The following is a 16949-nucleotide window of genomic DNA, read 5'->3' as shown; positions in this document are numbered from 1 at the left end:
ACCCTAGCCGCAGGTGCCGCACCCCGCCCTGGGTGTCGCTGCGCTGTGCGGCAGGTCACCGCCGGATACGGTTCGGGGCATGGAGCGGATCGGCCTGGAACCGGGGACCGAGGTCGGGGGGTACACCGTCGTGGCCCCGCTCGGCTCGGGCGGCATGGGCACGGTCTACCGCGCCACCGACGGCGGCGGCACGGTCGTCGCGCTCAAGCTGCTGCACCCCCACGTGGGCTCCGACGCCGCGGCGCGGGCCCGCCTGATGCGGGAGGTGCAGGCGCTGCAGAAGCTGCGGCACCCCGCCGTCGCCGCGGTCCTCGACGCCGAGGCCGACTCCACCGAGGCGTTCCTCGTCACCGAGCTCGTCGCCGGGCCCACCCTGGCCGAGCGGGTCCGCGACGACGGCCCCCTCGACGCCGACGCCCTGCTGGAGCTCGCCTCCGGCCTGCGCGACGCGCTCGACGCGGTGCACGCCGCCGGGGTCGTGCACCGCGACCTCAAGCCCTCGAACGTGCTGCTCACCGACCACGGCCCCGTGCTCATCGACTTCGGGCTGGCGCAGGGCGTCGACGACGACGCCGACCTCACCTCGACCGGCCTGGTCATGGGCACCCCCGGGTACCTCGCCCCCGAGATGCTCGACGGCGGCGAGCCCGGGCCCACCACCGACATGTGGGGCTGGGCGGCGCTGCTCGCGTTCGCCGCGAGCGGCCGCGACCCGTTCGGCTCCCGCCCCCTCGAGACCGTGCTCACCCGGGCCCGCGCCGGTGACGTCGACCTCGCGGGCGTGGGCCCGCTGACGGCTGCCGCGATCAGCGGGGCGCTGCGCCCCGACCCCGCCGACCGCACCGACCCCGCCGACGTCGTCGCCGCGCTGACCGCCGTCGCCGCCGAGGGCGACCTGCCGCCCGACGACGTCGCGACCGTCGCCGTGCCCGCACCGCCGCCCCCGGCCGCCCCCACCGAGGCGCTCGCCGCGCCCGGTGCCGACGCCCCCGCACCCGCGCCGTCCGTGCCCGCGCCGCCCGCGGCCAACGACGGGCACACCGTGGCCGTGCCCGTCATGCCCGCGTCGGTCCCGCCGCCCGTCCCGCCCGCCGTCGACGAGGCGCCGACCGAGGTGTGGGACGACGACGCGACCGCGCAGCACGACCCCGTCGACCCCGACCGCGTGGACTGGATCTCCGACGACCTCGACGCCTCGGAGCCCGAGCAGCCCGACGGCTCCGGGTACGAGCGCCCCGCCGCCGCCCGCCGCTGGGGCGGCCTGCTCGCGCTCGCGCTCGTGGTCCTCGGCGCCGGGGCCCTCGCACCGGTCGTGACGCTCGCCGTCGTGCTCGTGCTCGTCGTGCTCGCCCGCACCGTCGGGACGACCGTCGAGGCCATGCACGACCGCCGCGAGCGGCGCGGGGTGCGCGGCTCGGACGTGCCGATCGCCGTCGCGAGCTCGCCCTGGTACCTGCTGCGCTCCCTCGTGGGGCTAGTGCCCTCGCTCGTCGTCGCCGCCAGCGTCGTCGTCATCGTGCTCGGCGTCGTCTGGTGGCTGATCGGCTCCGGCACGTGGCAGCCCGACGGCGTCGAGCTCGGCGACGAGCCCACCGGCCTGACCGCGCAGCTCCTCGTCGGCGCCACCGTGCTGCTCGGCGTGCTCGTGCTGTGGTTCGGGCCCCTCTCCCGCATGACCCGCACCGGTGCGCGCCGCACCCTCGCGCTCGTCGCCCCCGGCCGGCCGGGCGCCGCGGTCGTGGTGATCCTCGCGCTCGCCGCCGCCGCCGTGCTCGTCGCCCACCTGGAGCAGGGCACGGCCACCACCTGGGACCCGTACACCGCACCGCGCCTGCCCAGCCCGTAGGCGGACCGCAAGGCCCTGCCGCCTCCCAGGCCGAGCGCCTAGGGTGGCCTCGTGCGCGCGCCGAGGACACCCGCCGGGGTGCTCGCGCGCGCCCGTCTGCTCCTGCTGCTCGCCCCCGTGGCCGCGCTCGCCGCCGGGATCGCGCTGTCGGCGCAGGGCCGCGTGGTCCTGCACCACTGCGTGCGCGCGGACGGGCCGCTCGCGCTGGCCGGCGTCCGCCTCGCGGTGCTGGAGTCCGGGGCCGACTGCCCCGACGGCGCCTGGGCGCTGGGCGACGTGTCGCGCGGCGCCGTCGTCGTGCTCGGCGTCGTCGTCCCCGTGCTCCTCGCGCACGTGCTGCTCGCCGGCACCGGCCTCGGCCTCGGGGCCTGGGTGCGCCGGGCCCTGCGCGCCGCCCGCGCCCTGCTCCGCACCGGCCTGCCGGTGCGCACGAGCACCCCCGGGCCCCTCGTCGTCCCCGCCCGCCCCGCCCCGCCCGCCCCGCGCGTGCGGGTGCGCCACGACCGGGGCCTCGTGCTCGTGCGACCGCGCCGGGGTCCGCCCGCGGTGGTCTGACCACCCGACCACCCGGACCCACCACCCAGGAGCACCCGTGCCCAGCACCGACCCCCGTCCCACCAAGAACCAGCGCCGCGAGGAGGCCCGAGCCAAGGCCCTCGCCCTCAAGCAGGAGCAGGAGCGCCGCGCCCGGCGCAACCGGATCGTCGCCATCAGCGGCCTCGCCGTCGCCGTGGTCGCCCTCGTCGCCGTGGTCGTCGGCGTGGTCCGGCAGGGCCAGGAGACCGCCGCCATGTACGGCGACGTCGTCTACGGCTCCGCCGACGCCGAGGTGACCGCGCCCGCGCTCGCGGACGTCACGTCCCCGTCCGTCGCCGACGAGACCGGCGGCATCCCCGTCTCCGCCGCCGGCATCGGCACGGCGGGCGAGGACGACGTCGTCGTCTCCGTCTACTTCGACTTCATGTGCCCCTACTGCGGCCAGTTCGACGCGGCGAACGGAGCCGAGCTCGAGCGGCTGTCCGCGGAGGAGGGCGTGACCGTCCTCTACAAGCCGCTGTCGTTCCTCGACGGGACCTCCAAGGGTGCGGCGTACTCGACCCGTGCCGCCAACGCGTTCGCGGTCGTCGCCGACGAGGACCCCGACAACGCGGTCGCGTTCCTCACCGCCCTCTACGAGAACCAGCCCGAGGAGGGCACCACCGGCCTGAGCGACGCCGAGATCGCCGACGTCGCGGTCGAGGTCGGCGTCCCGGAGTCCGTCACCGAGGGCTTCACGACGACCGTCGAGGGCACCTACGAGACCGCCGACGGCGAGCAGACGGGCACCTGGCGCACGTTCGCCCCGTTCGTCGCCGCCGCCACGGCCCAGGCCAGCACCGAGCTCGGCGGCTCCCTCGGCACCCCGACCGTGCTGATCGACGGCACCAAGTGGGAGGGCGACCTCTACTCGACCGGCCCGCTGACGGCCGCGATCGAGGAGGCCGTCGCCGCGCAGGGCTGACGCCGCAGCACCCGACGCGGGTGCCGCCCGGTGACCGGGCGGCACCCGCGCGCGCCCCGCGTCGGTACGCTGGGCGCCTCGCCTCCTTAGCTCAGCTGGCCAGAGCAGCTGTCTTGTAAACAGCAGGTCGTCGGTTCGAATCCGACAGGGGGCTCCGACGCGGGCCGCACGTCCCGCCGGTCGACCGGCGGGACGCGCGGCGGCTCAGCGCGCGGCGGTGACCGCGTCCCGCAGGGCGTGCAGGGCCTCGACCACGAGGGCGTGGTCCTGCGCCTGGGGCAGGCCCGAGACCGTGACGGTGGCGACCATGCCGACGCCACGGACCACCACGGGCACGCAGCCGCCCGCGGCGACGAACAGGTACGGGTCCATGCCCAGGTCGGCCAGGCTCGTGCCGGAGCGGGCCAGGCGGCGCCCGACGAGGTAGGACGGGTGGCCGAGGCGTCGGACCAGGCGCGTCTTGCGCTCGATCCACGCGTCGTTGTCGGCGGACGTGCCGGGCAGGGCGGCGTGGAACAGGCGGTGCTCGCCGCGCTGCACGTCGATCGTCACGGACAGGCCGCGCTCGACGGCGGCGGTGCGCAGCCAGGTGCCGAGGGTCCAGGCGTCGTCGTCGGTGAAGCGGTCGAGCACGAGCTCGGCCTCCTCCGCCTCCAGGCGGGCGATGAGCGCGTCGAGCTCGTCGTGGTCAGGCACCGGGTCTCCCGTCGTCGTGGGTGTCCCGGCAGCGTACGTGGGGGCGGTGGTCAGAGCCCGGCGTCCGACAGGCGCAGGCAGTCGCGGGCGTCCGGGTCGAGGGCGTCGCCCATGAGGGCTCCGACGACCAGGGCGTGCGCGGTGCGCAGCGCGGACCGCACCGTCACGGGGTCGCCGGTCCCCTCGGGCCCGTGCCCGGCGTCGGCGGCGGCGCGGTCGACCACGACGGTCGTCGCGTCCAGGACGGCGACCACCTGGGCGTGCAGGCGTCCCCGGGCGAAGGCCGTCCACGCGGCCTCGTGCATGGCGCGCACCCACGCGTTGGCGGGCCAGCCGATGCGGGCCAGGTCCGTGACGCGGGCGCCGCGCAGGGCGTCCAGCGCGTCGTGCACGGCGGTGGCCCGGTCGCCGAGGACCTGGTCGGCACCGTCCTCGTCGTCCGGCGCCGCGCCCGCGGGCGAGTCCCCGGGGCAGGTGACGGCCTGCCAGGGGGCGGCGAGGGTCGTGGCGTGCTCGTCGGGCAGGTCCGGCCCGGCCCACCGCCCGACCGCCGCGGCGGCGAGCGCGACCGCACCCGCGGGGTGCCGCCCCAGGCCGGGGACCGCAGCGGTGACGCCCGTGGGCCAGGGGCCGGTCTCCAGCAGCAGGAGGCGGGCCACGTCGCGGGCCGCGCCCAGGCGGGTGCGGGCCAGCACGGGCGGCGGCGGCAGGGGAGCGCCCTCGCCCGCGGCCCGCAGCACGTCGAACGTCGTGCCCTGCCCCGCCCCGAGCAGCTCGACGACGCCCCAGGCGACCGCGCGCTCCTCGACGGGCTGCTCCGCGGCCGCCGCGGTCAGCGCCACGCGGGCCGCGTCGTCGAGGGCGAAGGCCGTGCGCAGCATCGGCAGGAGCTCACGGGCGTGCGGGTGGCAGGCCGCGTCGACGGCCAGCGCGGTGGGGGACGACAGGGTGTAGACCACGGGTCCTCCTCGCGTGCCGGCACGGGTGCTCGGCACCCAGGGTCGCACGCGGATCCGGGCGCAGCCGGACGGAACGGACACGTCCACCCGGACGGCGGACCCGCGTCCCCCGTCCGGGCGCCTGCCCGGCGTGCCGCCGGACGGGGTGCCTCAGGAGGCCGGGCCGGTCTCCTCCAGCAGCCGCAGCGCCGCGCTCACCCGCGGGTTGCGCACGGGGTCGGCGTCGATGCCGAGCGTCGCGTAGACGGCGTGCACGTGGTTCTGCACGGACTTCTCCGTGATGCCCATGCGCTCGCCGATGCCCGCGTTCGACAGCCCCTCGGCGAGCAGGCGCAGCACCTCGTACTGCCGCTGCGTCAGCTGGGCGACGCTCGACCCCGCCCGCGGGGTCATGCGGTCCAGCAGCGCCGGGTCGAGCACCGTCTCGCCCCGCGCCGCCGCCCGGATCGCGCCGACGAGGGACTCCTCGCTGGTCGAGCTGGTCTTCGACAGGTAGCACCAGCCGTGCGCGACGTCCGGCGGCAGGTCGAGCAGCAGGTCCATCGCGTCGTGCGCGGACAGCAGGAGCACCCCCAGGTCGGGCTGCGCGCGTCGCAGCCGCACGCCCAGGGAGATCCCGTTGCCGTCGGGCAGGTCGATGTCGAGCACCACGACCTGCGCGAGCCCGGGCCGCAGCACCCGGGACGCCTCCGCGTGCGAGCGGGCGGTGGCCACCACGTGCAGCCCCGGCGCGTCGTCGAGGACACGCTGGAGCATCGTCAGGAAGAGGGGCTGGTCCTCGACGAGGGCGACACGCAGCGGCGGGGAGGTGGCCGCAGTCATGGTCCCCAGTATGGTCGCGAGGGCGGGCCGGACCAGGAGCGACATGCCCGCGGATCCCGGGAGGGCGGTGCGGGGCCCGTGGACGTGCACGCCGAGGACCCGGTCGAGGCGCGCGGCCGCGCCCGGGACGACGCCGGGGACCGCCGCGCCATGCTCGGCGCGGCCGCCCTGCTCGCCAGCGTCTACGCGATCGGCGCGGTGCTGCAGTCCGCCTACGTGTACGCCAACCTCGTCCCGGGATGGCAGGGCGTGCCCGTCGTCTCGCGGCTGCTGGCCAACTTCGTGGCGATCGGTGCGCTGCTCGTGACGCTCGGGGCGCTGCAGGTGCAGCGCTGGCGCGGGCCGTGGGCGATCACGGGCGGGATCGTCGCCGGGGCCGTCGTGCTGTCGGCGGTCCGCCTGGCCTGCCAGGTCGCCCTCGGCGTGTACACCGAGCCGGACCGGTCGACCGTCGACGCGGAGGTCGCCGCCGGTCTGGTCATCGGGAGCGTCTCGGCCGGTGCGGGCGTGTGGGCCGCCGCCGCCCGGCGCACGCTCCGCGCCCAGGCGCGCGCCGCGGAGCGGGAGACCCGGCTCGTCCAGGACGCGCTGCGCGCCCTGGAGAACGAGGAGGTGCGCCTGCGGCGGGCCGTCGCCGAAGGGCTGCACGCCAGCCTGCAGCAGCGCCTCGTGCTGCTCACCGGCCGCATCGACCGGCTCGCCGACCGGCTGGAGGCCACGGGCACCGTCGCCGCCGGGGACGTCCCCGAGCTGCGCGCGGTGCGCGGCGAGGTCGAGACGGTCCGCGCGCAGGACGTCCGCGAGATGAGCCGGCTGCTGTTCCCCGAGCAGCTCGAGATCGGTGTCGTGCCCGCGATCCGCGCGATCGTGCGCCGCCTGCCGCCGATCATCGCCGTCCGCGTCGGGGCGTCCCCGGCCCTGCGGGCCGCGGACGACCCCGCCGACCCGCGCCTGACGATGGCGGAGCGGCTGCTGGCCGTGCGGGTCGTCGAGGAGGCCCTGACGAACGCGCTCAAGCACGCGGCGCCGACACGGCTCGAGGTCGACCTCGACCTCGACGGCGTCGACCTCGTGGTGCGCGTGCGCGACGACGGGGGCGGCTTCGACCCCGCCGCCGTCACCCCGTCGGGGACCACCCGGCTGCGCGAGCGCGTCCATCTGGTGGGGGGCACCCTGGCGGTCGTCACCGCACCGGGGGACGGGACCACGGTGGAGGCACGGCTCCCGGTCGAGGCGCTGCGCCGCGCCTGACCGGCGCCTCGGCGGCGCGGGACCGGTCCCAGGTCGGCCGCGCCCGCTCCCGGCGGTGCGCGCGGGTCCCGGCCGGACGGGCGACCCCCGTCCGGCCACCGTGCGGCCGGACGGGCGACACGGTCTGCGCCGAACGTCCGTTCTGCCCCGGGTGAAAGAGCCGGACATCTCGGATCACCCAGGTGCCAGCACCCAGACGGCCGGCGGAGCGCCACGTCAGGGTGGGTCGGCCCCCTTCCTGAACGCCTGTCCGAGGAGCACGTCATGCCCGCCGCCCAGCACCGCCGCAAGGCCGTCGCCGTCGCCGTCGCGGTGGTCGGCGTGGCCGGTCTGTCCGTCGCGTCCGCGGCGGAGCTGACGATGGCGACCGCCCCGGGCGTGCCCGCCGCCGTCCAGACCACGGGCGCCTGCCAGGACCTGCCGCTGAGCGCCTCGTTCGCGCAGGAGCCCGGAGTCGACGCCGCCGCCGTCACCCTCGCGGGCTTCGCGCAGGCGTGTGCCGGGCAGGCCTACCGCGTGCAGGTCCTCGACGGCACCGGCGCGCCGCTCGCCGACGTCGAGGGCGCGCTGACCGGCGTGCCCGTCGAGGACGTCGTCGTGGACGTCGCGGCCGGTGCCGGCGACGTCGCGAGGATCGTCGTCACCCTCTCCTGACCGTGCGTCGACGACCCGTGCGGCACGGAACCGTGCCCGACGGGGCCGGGCCGGCCGATGGGGTCGTCATGACCGACGGACCGCCTCCCCCCGGGCGCCCGCGCGCGCCGCGGGTGCGTCGTGCCGTCGCGTCCTCGCTCGTCTCGGGCCTGGTGTACGCGCTCGCCGCGGTCGCCGTGGTGCTGCTGTGGCCGTCGAGCCTCGGCGGCTGCACCACGCTCACGGTGGTGCGCGGGCAGTCGATGGAGCCGACGCTGCACGACGGCGACGTCGTCCTGGCCCGCTGCGGCCGCCCCGAGGTCGACGACGTCGTCGTCTACGCCCCCGCGGGGTACGACGGCACCCAGATCATCCACCGGGTCGTCGGCGGCGGGCCGTCCGGGTGGGTGCTGCAGGGCGACAACAACGACGTCGTCGACCCCTTCACGCCGGCCGACGCGGAGGTCGTGGGCGTCGCCCGCCTCACGGTGCCGCACCTGGGCGCGGCGACCGCGTTCCTCACCCACCCCGGGCCGTGGTCGGCCCTCGTGCTGCTCTCGGTGCTGCTGCTCGCCTGGCCCGGCCCCCGCCGGGTCTGACGCCGGAGCGATGCGGACCGCCACGGCTCGCGCGTGGCGCACGGGTGAACACCCCGCGCAGACCTGCGACCGGCGCGGGCGCGGGCCGATGGGTGGGACGTGCGCGGGGCGTGCTCACAGTGCCCCGGTGGTGCCGCCCGCCGCCCGCCCTCCCGGGCGGCGGCGGGCGGCGTCGCGCACGGCGCCGAGCAGGATGCCGGCGTCGTCGGACCCACCCACGGAGGGGAGGGGTCGTGGACCGCCCACGCCCGCAGGGCCGTCCCGTGCGACGGCGCGGCACCGACGCGCGCCGGGCACGCTGGGCGGCGGCGCTCGCGGCGGTCGGCGCGGCCGGCCTGTGGTCCTCCTCCCACGCCGCGGGCGACGGGCTGCCCGCGACGTCCGTGCCGTGCACCGTGCGCGACGTGCGGTGGGCGTACGACGTCGACGGACCGGCGCCCCCCGCCGGCGTGCCCCGCGGCCCGGTGCCCGCCGGGCCGGCCGTCGTCGGTCTCGCGTTCGCCGAGGTGCCGCCGGACTGCACGGGCCGCCTCGCCGAGGTGACCTACGTCGACGCCGACGGGCTCCCCGTGGCACGCACCACCGTGCGGCTGTGGACGGGGGTGCGGGACGTGCTCGAGGCCCCGCCGGGCGCGCCCGCGGCCGTGGGCGCGCGCTGGGTGGTCGTACCCGGCTGACGCCTCCGGCCCGGGTTCGGCGTGCGGAGGCCCGCGCTCACTCCAGCGGTGCGGGCACCGGGCGCTTGGGGGTCAGCAGGTCGCCCGAGGAGACGCGGCGCAGGCGCCGGGTCATCCAGGGGTAGGCGTGCTCGCGCACCCAGCGGGCGTTCGCGCGCGCCTGGTCCAGCGGCGGGGCCGGCGGCAGCGGGGCCAACGGGTCGTCCCAGTCGGGCTGGTCGGGCTCCAGGCCGAGGCCGACGAGCGCGGCCTGCGAGACCCGGGAGTGGCCGTCCGGCGTCAGGTGGATCCGGTCGGGGGCCCACATGCGCCAGTCGCGCAGGCTGCGCATGCCCCACACGTCGAGCACGTACGCGCCCCGGCGCCGCGCGATGGACCACACGTGCGCGTTGAAGACACCGACGCGGCTGCGGGTGACGCGCACGAGCGGGCTCTGCCCGGTGTCGAACCCGGTGGACATCAGCACGTCGACCCCCGCGGCGCGCAGCCGTGCGACGGCGTGGTCGAGGGAGGCCGCGACCGTGTCGACGTCCACCGACGGGCGCAGGATGTCGTTGCCGCCGCCGACGAGGCTCACCAGGTCGGGCCCGAGCTCGAGCGCGGCGGGGAGCTGCTCGTCGAGGATCGACCGCACGAGCCGCCCGCGGATCGCGAGGTTCGCGTACTCCAGCGCGGGCTCGCCGGCGGCCGTGCGCCGGGCCGACAGGTGCGACGCGAGCTGGTCGGCCCACCCGCGCAGCGGTGCCGAGCCGTCCTCCGGGCCGTCCCACAGCCCCTCGGTGAAGGAGTCGCCGACGGCGACGTAGCGGGACCAGCGGGGTGCGGGTGCGGGAGGCATGGCCCCCATCATCACCCCCGGCCCGCCGCCTGCCCAGGTGCGGGGGTCACGGCAGCGTCCAGTCCACGGGCTCGGCGCCCTGCTCGACGAGGAGGGCGTTCACGCGCGAGAACGGCCGCGACCCGAAGAACCCGCGGCTCGCGGACAGCGGTGACGGGTGCGGGCTCGCGACGACGGGCACGTCGCCCAGCGCGGGCGCCAGGGACTGCGCGTCGCGCCCCCACAGCACCGCGACGAGCGGGCCGCCGCGCTCGACGAGCGCCGCGATGGCCCGGTCGGTCACCTGCTCCCAGCCCTTGCCGCGGTGCGAGGCCGGTGCGCCGGGGCGCACGGTGAGCACGCGGTTGAGCAGCATCACGCCCTGGTCCGCCCACGGGGTGAGGTCGCCGGACGACGGGACAGGGACGCCCACGTCGGCCACGAGCTCGCGGAAGATGTTCGCCAGCGAGCGGGGCACCGGGCGCACCTGGGGCTGCACCGAGAACGACAGGCCCATGGGGTGGCCCGGCGTCGGGTACGGGTCCTGGCCGACCACGAGCACCCGCACGTCGGCGAGCGGTCGGCGGAAGGCGTGCAGGACGGCGTCGCCGGCGGGCAGGTACGGCCGGCCGGCCGCGACCTCCTCGCGCAGGAACGCCCCGGCGGCGCGCAGCGCGGGCTCTACGGGGGCGAGGGCGGCGGCCCAGTCGGGCGCGACGAGCTGGTCGAGCGGGGCGGCGGTCACGGCGCCGCACGCTACCGCCCGGACGGGCGGCGCGGGCGGGTTCGCGGCCGGTCGAATGACACCCCTGTGATTCCCGCCGTAGCATCGGGTCGCACGCCCAGGTCGGGGCTTCGCCCGGCGGGACGGTCGAGGAGGAGGAGACGACGCGATGGACACCACGGTGGCGCTCACCCCGGTGGACGACGTCGACGACGCCGCCGACGGCCTGTCCGAGCGGGACCGGAAGGTCCTGGAGTTCGAGCGCCAGTGGTGGAAGTTCGCCGGGGCCAAGGAGCAGGCGGTCCGCGAGCTGTTCGACATGTCCGCGACCCGGTACTACCAGGTCCTCAACGCCCTGATCGACGAGCCCGCGGCCCTCGCGTACGACCCGATGCTCGTCAAGCGCCTGCGCCGGATGCGGTCCTCCCGCCAGCGCGCGCGCACCGCCCGCCGCCTCGGCTCCGAGGCCTGAGGGGCGGCGGGCGGATGCGGCGGACCGGGGTGGACCGGACAGGCGGGCGGGGCCCGCGCCGCACCCGGGTGCGCGACCTGCACGGTTCGCACACCCCGACCCGTTAGCCTTGCCGCCGTGAGCAAGGCCGACTACCCGTACCCGGAGGACGAGTTCGACGTCTCGTCGCCGGACTCGCCCCGTGGCGTGCACCGCGCGCCGCGCTCGGCGTGGAGCAGGTGGTGGCCGTTCCTGGCGGTCCTCGTCGTGGTCCCCGCCCTCGCCTTCGCCGCCGTCAGCTACCTGACCGCGGGCGGCGACTCGCCGATCGGCGGCACCGACGGCGCAGGCGGTGGCGCGTCGCAGACCCCCGCGCCGACCGAGACGGCCGCGCAGACGGAGCCGCCCGCCGAGGAGGTGCCCGCGGCCCCGGCGCTCGACACGCCCGTGCAGGTGCTGAACGGCGCCGGCATCGAGGGCCTCGCCACCCGCGTCACCGGTCAGCTCAACGGGGTCGGCTTCACCTCCGTCACGGCCGGGAACGCGTCGGCCCCGCTGCCGGCGGCCTCCACGATCTACATCGGCTCCGAGGACCTGCGGGTCACGGCCGACCTCGTGGCGACGACGCTGGGCGTCCCCACGGTCGAGGTGAACATCGGTGCCGCGCCCGCCGGCATCGTCCTCGTGCTCGTGACGGACCCCGCCGCCGGCTGACCCCGCAGGTCACGACGTCATCACGGCACCCGTCCGGACCCTGGTGGGTGAAGGATCCGCCCCACTAGGCTCCACGCACCGGGGGACGGCGGATCTTCCCGGGGCACCGGACGTCGAGGAGCAAGGCATGGCCCAGGGCACCGTGAAGTGGTTCAACGCGGAGAAGGGGTACGGCTTCATCACCCCGGACGGCGGAGGTCAGGACCTGTTCGTGCACTACAGCGCGATCCAGGCCGACGGCTACCGCAGTCTCGAGGAGGGGCAGGCCGTGGACTTCGAGGTCGGCCAGGGCTCGAAGGGCCCCCAGGCCGAGCAGGTCCGTCCCCTCTGACCGCAGGACCGGCGGCCCGACGCGCGTGTCGCGGACGGGCCGCCGTCGCGCGTCCGGGCGCCGGCGTGCGCGCGTCAGGGCTCGAGGGCGTCGAGCGCCAGGAGGGCGCAGGCGGCGCTCCACCCCAGCGGTGCCACGGCGGCGGGTGAGCCGTCGGCGAGGATCTTCTCGGGGATCGAGCCGCTCGGCGTGCGGTGCGCGTCGAGCACGTCGAGCCAGCGGCGGGCCTGCGCCGCGTCGCCCTGCTCGGCCGCGACCCACGCGTACAGGGCCGTCTGCGGGGTCCACGTGACGCCGTCCTGACGCCAGCCCGCACCGGGCGCGAGCCCGCCCGTGGGGCGCAGCATGGCGGGCACGGACGCCTGCCACGCCGCCGCGGCGCCGTCCCCGGGCGCCGACCAGAACGGCGGGAGCGCGAACGTCGACGCGGCGTCGAGGGCCGCGCCGTCGGCGTGCCGGGTCCAGCCCACGGGGGCGAAGGTCGCCTCGACCGCGCTGCGGCTGGTCGCGGCGAGCGTCGTCGCCGCGTCGGCGCCGTCAGCGTCCCCGGCGGCGGCGAGCACCGTGGCGGCCTGCTCGAGCCCCGCGACCAGCGGTGCCGCGGTGCCGAGGGTCAGCTCGTCCTCGGGGACCTCCCAGTAGTCGGGCGACGCCGGCGGCAGCCCGTCCGCCCCGAGCAGGGCCGTCGCGTGCGCGAGCGACGCGCGGACCTGGGGCGCGAGGGCGGCGGCCACCGGGGCGCGCTCCGCGGCGGGCACCTGCTCCAGCACGAGGCCGGCCGCCCACATCGACCAGCCCGTGCCGTCGGTCTGGGTGCCGCGGTCGTCCGGCGGGCCCGACGCGTCGGGCAGGTACCGGGCCTGGAACGACCCGTCGTCCTCCTGGACGCGGGCGAGGAAGCCGAGCACCTCGAGGGCGTCCTCGACGTGCCCGGTGCGGGCCAGCGCCACCGCGACGAACGCCGCGTCGCGCGGCCACACGTAGCGCCACATCGCCGACCAGCCGGCGACGACCGCACCGTCGCCGAGGTCGAGGGCGTGCAGGTCGAGGAGCGCGGCGCGGGCCATGTCCTCGTAGGGCCCGCCCGTGCCGGGCACGGTGCCGGCGGCGAGCCAGGCCTCCTGGGCGGCCCCGGCCCTGCGCGCGGCGCCGGGGGTCGCCGCGCGGTCGGTGGCAGGCGTCGAGCCGAGCGTCGTGGCGAGGCGGGCGGCCACCGGGTCGGGCACGCGCGTGCCGGGCAGGTAGACGGCCAGCGCGTCGGCCGGGACGCCCGCCCGCGTGCCGTCGGCGAGCACGGCCACCGCCTGCTGGTCGAGCGCGACCACGGCGTACCCGCCGGGGGCGGCCGGTGCGCCCCCCGCGACGGCCGGGGCGGGGACCGCTGCGGCGACGGCACCGCCACCGGCGGCGGCCCCGGTCTCCGGCGAGACCGCCGTCGTGGTGGCGGTGCGGTCCGGCGGCGGTCCGCCGGCTGCACCCGTCACGGCGAGGCAGCCGGCGACGAGCAGGCCGACGGCGGCGCGCGCCCGCCGCACCGCGGGCGCCGACCGCTCGGCGGTGTGACGTGGCACACGCGCACCCTAGTGCGTGCCGGTCGCCCGGCGGGAGGGACGTCGGCCCGTGGTGGAGCCTGACGGGCCCCGCGCGGGCGGGGCGCTGCTTGCACTCTCCGGGGTCGAGTGCTAACCATTGGACTTAGCACTCTCCGGTGGAGAGTGACAGCAGCATCCCGGCCGTCAGGTGAGGGTGCCCGCGCGCGGGACGTGACCGCGCGCAGGACCCGTCCGTCGCGGGCACCGACCGGCCACCCCACGAACCGGAAGAAGGATCACAGCCCCATGGCCAAGATCATCGCCTTCAACGAGGAGGCCCGGCGGAGCATGGAGCGCGGGCTCAACACGCTCGCCGACACCGTCAAGGTCACCCTGGGCCCCAAGGGTCGCAACGTCGTGCTCGACAAGAAGTGGGGCGCGCCGACGATCACCAACGACGGCGTCTCCATCGCCAAGGACATCGAGCTCGAGGAGCCCTTCGAGCGCATCGGCGCCGAGCTCGTCAAGGAGGTCGCCAAGAAGACGGACGACGTCGCCGGTGACGGCACGACGACCGCGACCGTCCTGGCCCAGGCCCTCGTGCGCGAGGGTCTGCGCAACGTGGCCGCCGGCGCGAACCCCATCGCGCTGAAGAAGGGCATCGAGAAGGCCGTCGAGGCCGTCACCGAGCAGCTCCTGGTCCAGGCCAAGGAGGTCGAGACCAAGGAGGAGATCGCCGCCACGGCCGCGATCTCGGCCGGCGACCCCGCGATCGGCGAGCTCATCGCCGAGGCCCTGGACAAGGTCGGCAAGGAAGGCGTCATCACCGTCGAGGAGTCCTCGGCGCTGGGCCTGGAGCTCGAGCTCACCGAGGGCATGCGGTTCGACAAGGGCTTCCTGTCGGCGTACTTCGTCTCCGACCCCGAGCGTCAGGAGGCCGTCCTGGAGGACGCGTACGTCCTGCTCGTCGAGTCGAAGATCTCGAACGTCAAGGACCTGCTGCCGCTGCTGGAGAAGGTCATCCAGGCCGGCAAGCCGCTGTTCATCGTGGCCGAGGACGTCGAGTCCGAGGCGCTCGCGACGCTCGTCGTGAACAAGATCCGTGGCATCTTCAAGTCGATCGCCGTCAAGGCGCCCGGCTTCGGCGACCGCCGCAAGGCGATGCTGCAGGACATGGCCGTCCTCACCGGTGGCCAGGTCGTCTCCGAGACCGTCGGCCTCAAGCTCGAGAACGTCGGCCTCGAGGTCCTCGGCACGGCCCGCAAGGTCGTCGTCACCAAGGACGAGACCACGATCGTCGAGGGCGGCGGCGACGCGGCCCAGATCGCCGGTCGCGTCGCGCAGATCCGCGCCGAGATCGACAACTCGGACTCGGACTACGACCGCGAGAAGCTCCAGGAGCGCCTCGCCAAGCTCGCCGGCGGCGTCGCCGTCATCAAGGCGGGCGCGGCCACCGAGGTCGAGCTCAAGGAGCGCAAGCACCGCATCGAGGACGCCGTGCGCAACGCCAAGGCGGCCGTCGAGGAGGGCATCGTCGCCGGTGGTGGCGTCGCGCTCATCCAGGCCGGTGCGCAGGCCTTCGCGACCCTCAAGCTCGAGGGCGACGAGGCGACCGGTGCCAACATCGTGAAGTACGCGATCGAGGCCCCGCTCAAGCAGATCGCGATCAACGCCGGCCTCGAGGGCGGCGTCGTGGCGGAGAAGGTCCGCAACCTCCCGGCCGGCCAGGGCCTCAACGCCGCGACCGGCGTGTACGAGGACCTGCTCGCCGCGGGCGTCAACGACCCGGTCAAGGTCACGCGCTCGGCGCTGCAGAACGCCGCGTCGATCGCCGCGCTGTTCCTCACCACCGAGGCCGTCGTGGCCGACAAGCCGGAGAAGGCACCCGCCGCCCCGGCCGGTGGCGGCGACGACTTCGGCGGCGGCTTCTGATCCGCTGACGCGTCCTGGTCGTCGCACGACGACCACGCCGTAGACGACAGGGCCGGTCACCCCTCGCGGGGTGACCGGCCCTGCTGCGTGCGGGCGGACCTCCTGGTGCGGGCGTCCCCGGCGGGTGCCACGCCCGGCGGCGCCGGGGGAGCGGGTGTCAGGCGGCGGAGGCCATCTGCATCGCCAGGCCGAGGGCCAGGGGGACCGCGTCGAGGTACGCGTGCGCGACCTCGTAGTCGTCCAGGCCGGTGCCGGCCAGGGCCGCCGGGTCGTTCTCCTCGTGCGCCAGGACCGCGGCCAGCACCGTGCCGAGGCGGCCGCGCTGGTGCACCAGGGCCTCGGCGAGGTCCGCGGACACCCCCGTGCGGGCCACCATCGCCTCGACGGGCACCCGCAGGTACGACGCCACGGCCGAGAGCAGCCCGACCGTGTAGCCGACCTCGTCGCCCGCGAGCGTCGCGCACGCGTGGGCGCGGGTGAGCAGGAACCACAGGCTGTCGACGGTCGCCGGCTGGGCACCCACGAGCGAGGCGGTGGCCAGCGCGCCGAGCTGGCGCGGACCGACCATGATGACGGCCTGCCGCACCGAGTCGACCTTGTGCCGCACGCCGAAGGCCGAGGAGTTCACCAGGTGCAGCACGCGCATCGACAGCGCGGGGTCGGACTCGACGAGCTTGATGATCGCCGGCTGGTCGAAGCTCTCGCGGGAGAGCAGCCGCAGCAGCTCCAGGCACTGGATCTCGCCGACGCCCAGCTCGCGGTGCTGGTCGATCTCGGGGCGGCGCAGCACGAGCGGGCCCTGCAGCAGCTCGGCACCGGACTCCAGGGCCGAGCCGATACGCTCGCGGGTCGTCGCGCGCTCGGCGATCACCACGGCGCCGCTGTCGGACGCGCGCTGCACGAGCCGGGTCAGCACGTCCTGCGGGAGCCCGGCGTCGACCTTGACGAACTGCACGTACGGCAGCAGCACGTCCTGGACGCGCTCGCCCACGTAGTCCGCCAGCGCGAGCCGCACGTCGGCCTGGTGCAGCCGGTCGAGCAGGTGCCGCACGTCCTCGCGGCCCGCCAGGCCGCGGCCGATCTCCAGGCCCACGCCGTGCGGCGACTCGGGCAGCGGCTCGGCGCCGCTGAGCAGGCGGCTCGTGGCGCGCAGCAGGAGCGGGCGCTCGCCGGCGACGGCGGCGATGTCGAGCATGCGGTACGCAGCGTCGACGAGGTGCTCCACGGTCGCGTCCGAGACGGGCCCGCCGTCGGGCCCCAGGGCCAGGGCGCGCACCGCGTAGGCGAAGACGCTGCGGTCCGGGTGGACCACGGGCTGGCGCTGGATGCTCAGGTTCGGGCGTACGCGGGGGTGACGCTCGATGGGCTGCGCGGTCACGGTGGCCTCCAGGTAGTCGTGCTCACCCGGTCCATCGGCACCGGGGTGCCCGGTGTGAGAGGTTCGGGGGGCCGTTCCACCCGGGT

At 76.7% G+C, this 16949-nt stretch carries 18 protein-coding genes and 1 tRNA gene; 12 read left to right on the top strand and 7 right to left on the bottom strand.

All coding sequences use genetic code 11. From position 1 onward, the window contains the following. Positions 1-79: 79 nt before the first annotated feature. The 4 genes from FBY24_RS03595 to FBY24_RS03580 all read left to right on the top strand — a co-directional run bounded on the left by FBY24_RS03595 (position 80) and on the right by FBY24_RS03580 (position 3501). Positions 80-1846: a serine/threonine-protein kinase gene (locus FBY24_RS03595; RefSeq protein WP_142158141.1), complete on the top strand. Its 1767-nt coding sequence runs from the start codon at positions 80-82 to the stop codon at positions 1844-1846. A 51-nt stretch (positions 1847-1897) separates the two neighbouring features. Beyond that, complete coding sequence (locus tag FBY24_RS03590) at positions 1898-2401, top strand: hypothetical protein (RefSeq protein WP_142158139.1); 504 nt, start codon at positions 1898-1900, stop codon at positions 2399-2401. Between the two features lie 37 nt (positions 2402-2438). Then, the gene (locus FBY24_RS03585) at positions 2439-3347 is read left to right on the top strand and encodes a thioredoxin domain-containing protein (protein ID WP_142158137.1); all 909 of its coding nucleotides are present in this window, start codon (positions 2439-2441) and stop codon (positions 3345-3347) included. A gap of 80 nt (positions 3348-3427) precedes the next feature. Then, positions 3428-3501, top strand: a tRNA-Thr gene (locus FBY24_RS03580). 50 nt (positions 3502-3551) lie between these two features. Here FBY24_RS03580 and FBY24_RS03575 read toward each other — a convergent pair. From FBY24_RS03575 to FBY24_RS03565, 3 genes are all read right to left on the bottom strand, one after another. Beyond that, positions 3552-4043 carry a heme-degrading domain-containing protein gene (locus FBY24_RS03575; RefSeq protein WP_142158134.1) on the bottom strand — a complete coding sequence of 164 codons (492 nt, stop codon included), beginning with the start codon at positions 4041-4043 and terminating at the stop codon, positions 3552-3554. A 50-nt stretch (positions 4044-4093) separates the two neighbouring features. Beyond that, entirely contained in the window at positions 4094-5002 is a 909-nt protein-coding gene (locus FBY24_RS03570) for a hypothetical protein (protein WP_142158132.1), read from the bottom strand. Positions 5003-5152: 150 nt separating this feature from the next. Next, entirely contained in the window at positions 5153-5824 is a 672-nt protein-coding gene (locus FBY24_RS03565) for a response regulator transcription factor (RefSeq protein ID WP_142158130.1), read from the bottom strand. Positions 5825-5902: 78 nt separating this feature from the next. Here FBY24_RS03565 and FBY24_RS03560 point away from each other — a divergent pair, with 78 nt between their 5' ends. The 4 genes from FBY24_RS03560 (at position 5903) to FBY24_RS03545 (ending at position 8984) form a co-directional block, all read left to right on the top strand. Further along, entirely contained in the window at positions 5903-7075 is a 1173-nt protein-coding gene (locus tag FBY24_RS03560; protein WP_160158416.1) for a sensor histidine kinase, read from the top strand. Positions 7076-7339: 264 nt separating this feature from the next. Then, complete coding sequence (locus FBY24_RS03555; RefSeq protein ID WP_142158128.1) at positions 7340-7729, top strand: hypothetical protein; 390 nt, start codon at positions 7340-7342, stop codon at positions 7727-7729. A 68-nt stretch (positions 7730-7797) separates the two neighbouring features. Continuing rightward, a complete protein-coding gene (locus tag FBY24_RS03550) occupies positions 7798-8307 on the top strand; it encodes a signal peptidase I (protein ID WP_142158126.1) in 510 nt (169 codons plus the stop codon). Between the two features lie 233 nt (positions 8308-8540). After that, complete coding sequence (locus FBY24_RS03545) at positions 8541-8984, top strand: hypothetical protein (RefSeq protein ID WP_142158124.1); 444 nt, start codon at positions 8541-8543, stop codon at positions 8982-8984. A 37-nt stretch (positions 8985-9021) separates the two neighbouring features. Here FBY24_RS03545 and FBY24_RS03540 read toward each other — a convergent pair whose 3' ends face one another. Next, the gene (locus FBY24_RS03540; protein WP_370510968.1) at positions 9022-9822 is read right to left on the bottom strand and encodes an SGNH/GDSL hydrolase family protein; all 801 of its coding nucleotides are present in this window, start codon (positions 9820-9822) and stop codon (positions 9022-9024) included. 46 nt (positions 9823-9868) lie between these two features. Continuing rightward, positions 9869-10546 (bottom strand): uracil-DNA glycosylase, encoded by a 678-nt coding sequence (locus FBY24_RS03535; RefSeq protein WP_142158120.1) that lies wholly within the window; start codon positions 10544-10546, stop codon positions 9869-9871. 148 nt (positions 10547-10694) lie between these two features. On the opposite strand from FBY24_RS03535, the gene FBY24_RS03530 reads away from it, so the two are divergent. The 3 genes from FBY24_RS03530 (at position 10695) to FBY24_RS03520 (ending at position 12021) form a co-directional block, all read left to right on the top strand. Further along, positions 10695-10997: a DUF3263 domain-containing protein gene (locus FBY24_RS03530; protein ID WP_142158118.1), complete on the top strand. Its 303-nt coding sequence runs from the start codon at positions 10695-10697 to the stop codon at positions 10995-10997. A gap of 117 nt (positions 10998-11114) precedes the next feature. Then, positions 11115-11690: a LytR C-terminal domain-containing protein gene (locus FBY24_RS03525; RefSeq protein ID WP_142158116.1), complete on the top strand. Its 576-nt coding sequence runs from the start codon at positions 11115-11117 to the stop codon at positions 11688-11690. A 127-nt stretch (positions 11691-11817) separates the two neighbouring features. Further along, complete coding sequence (locus FBY24_RS03520) at positions 11818-12021, top strand: cold-shock protein (RefSeq protein ID WP_142158114.1); 204 nt, start codon at positions 11818-11820, stop codon at positions 12019-12021. Positions 12022-12095: 74 nt separating this feature from the next. Here FBY24_RS03520 and FBY24_RS03515 read toward each other — a convergent pair whose 3' ends face one another. Continuing rightward, on the bottom strand, positions 12096-13592 hold the full coding sequence (locus FBY24_RS03515) for a glycoside hydrolase family 15 (protein WP_142158112.1): 1497 nt from the start codon (positions 13590-13592) through the stop codon (positions 12096-12098). Positions 13593-13859: 267 nt separating this feature from the next. On the opposite strand from FBY24_RS03515, the gene groL reads away from it, so the two are divergent. After that, positions 13860-15485: a chaperonin GroEL gene (gene groL / locus FBY24_RS03510; RefSeq protein WP_140460702.1), complete on the top strand. Its 1626-nt coding sequence runs from the start codon at positions 13860-13862 to the stop codon at positions 15483-15485. Between the two features lie 157 nt (positions 15486-15642). On the opposite strand, the gene FBY24_RS03505 is transcribed toward groL, so the two are convergent. Further along, positions 15643-16863 (bottom strand): EAL and HDOD domain-containing protein, encoded by a 1221-nt coding sequence (locus FBY24_RS03505; RefSeq protein WP_142158110.1) that lies wholly within the window; start codon positions 16861-16863, stop codon positions 15643-15645. Positions 16864-16949: the final 86 nt, after the last annotated feature.

It is taken from the genome of Cellulomonas sp. SLBN-39 (assembly GCF_006715865.1).
Lineage (GTDB): Bacteria > Actinomycetota > Actinomycetes > Actinomycetales > Cellulomonadaceae > Cellulomonas.
This window is presented reverse-complemented; position numbering and strand designations above follow the sequence as displayed.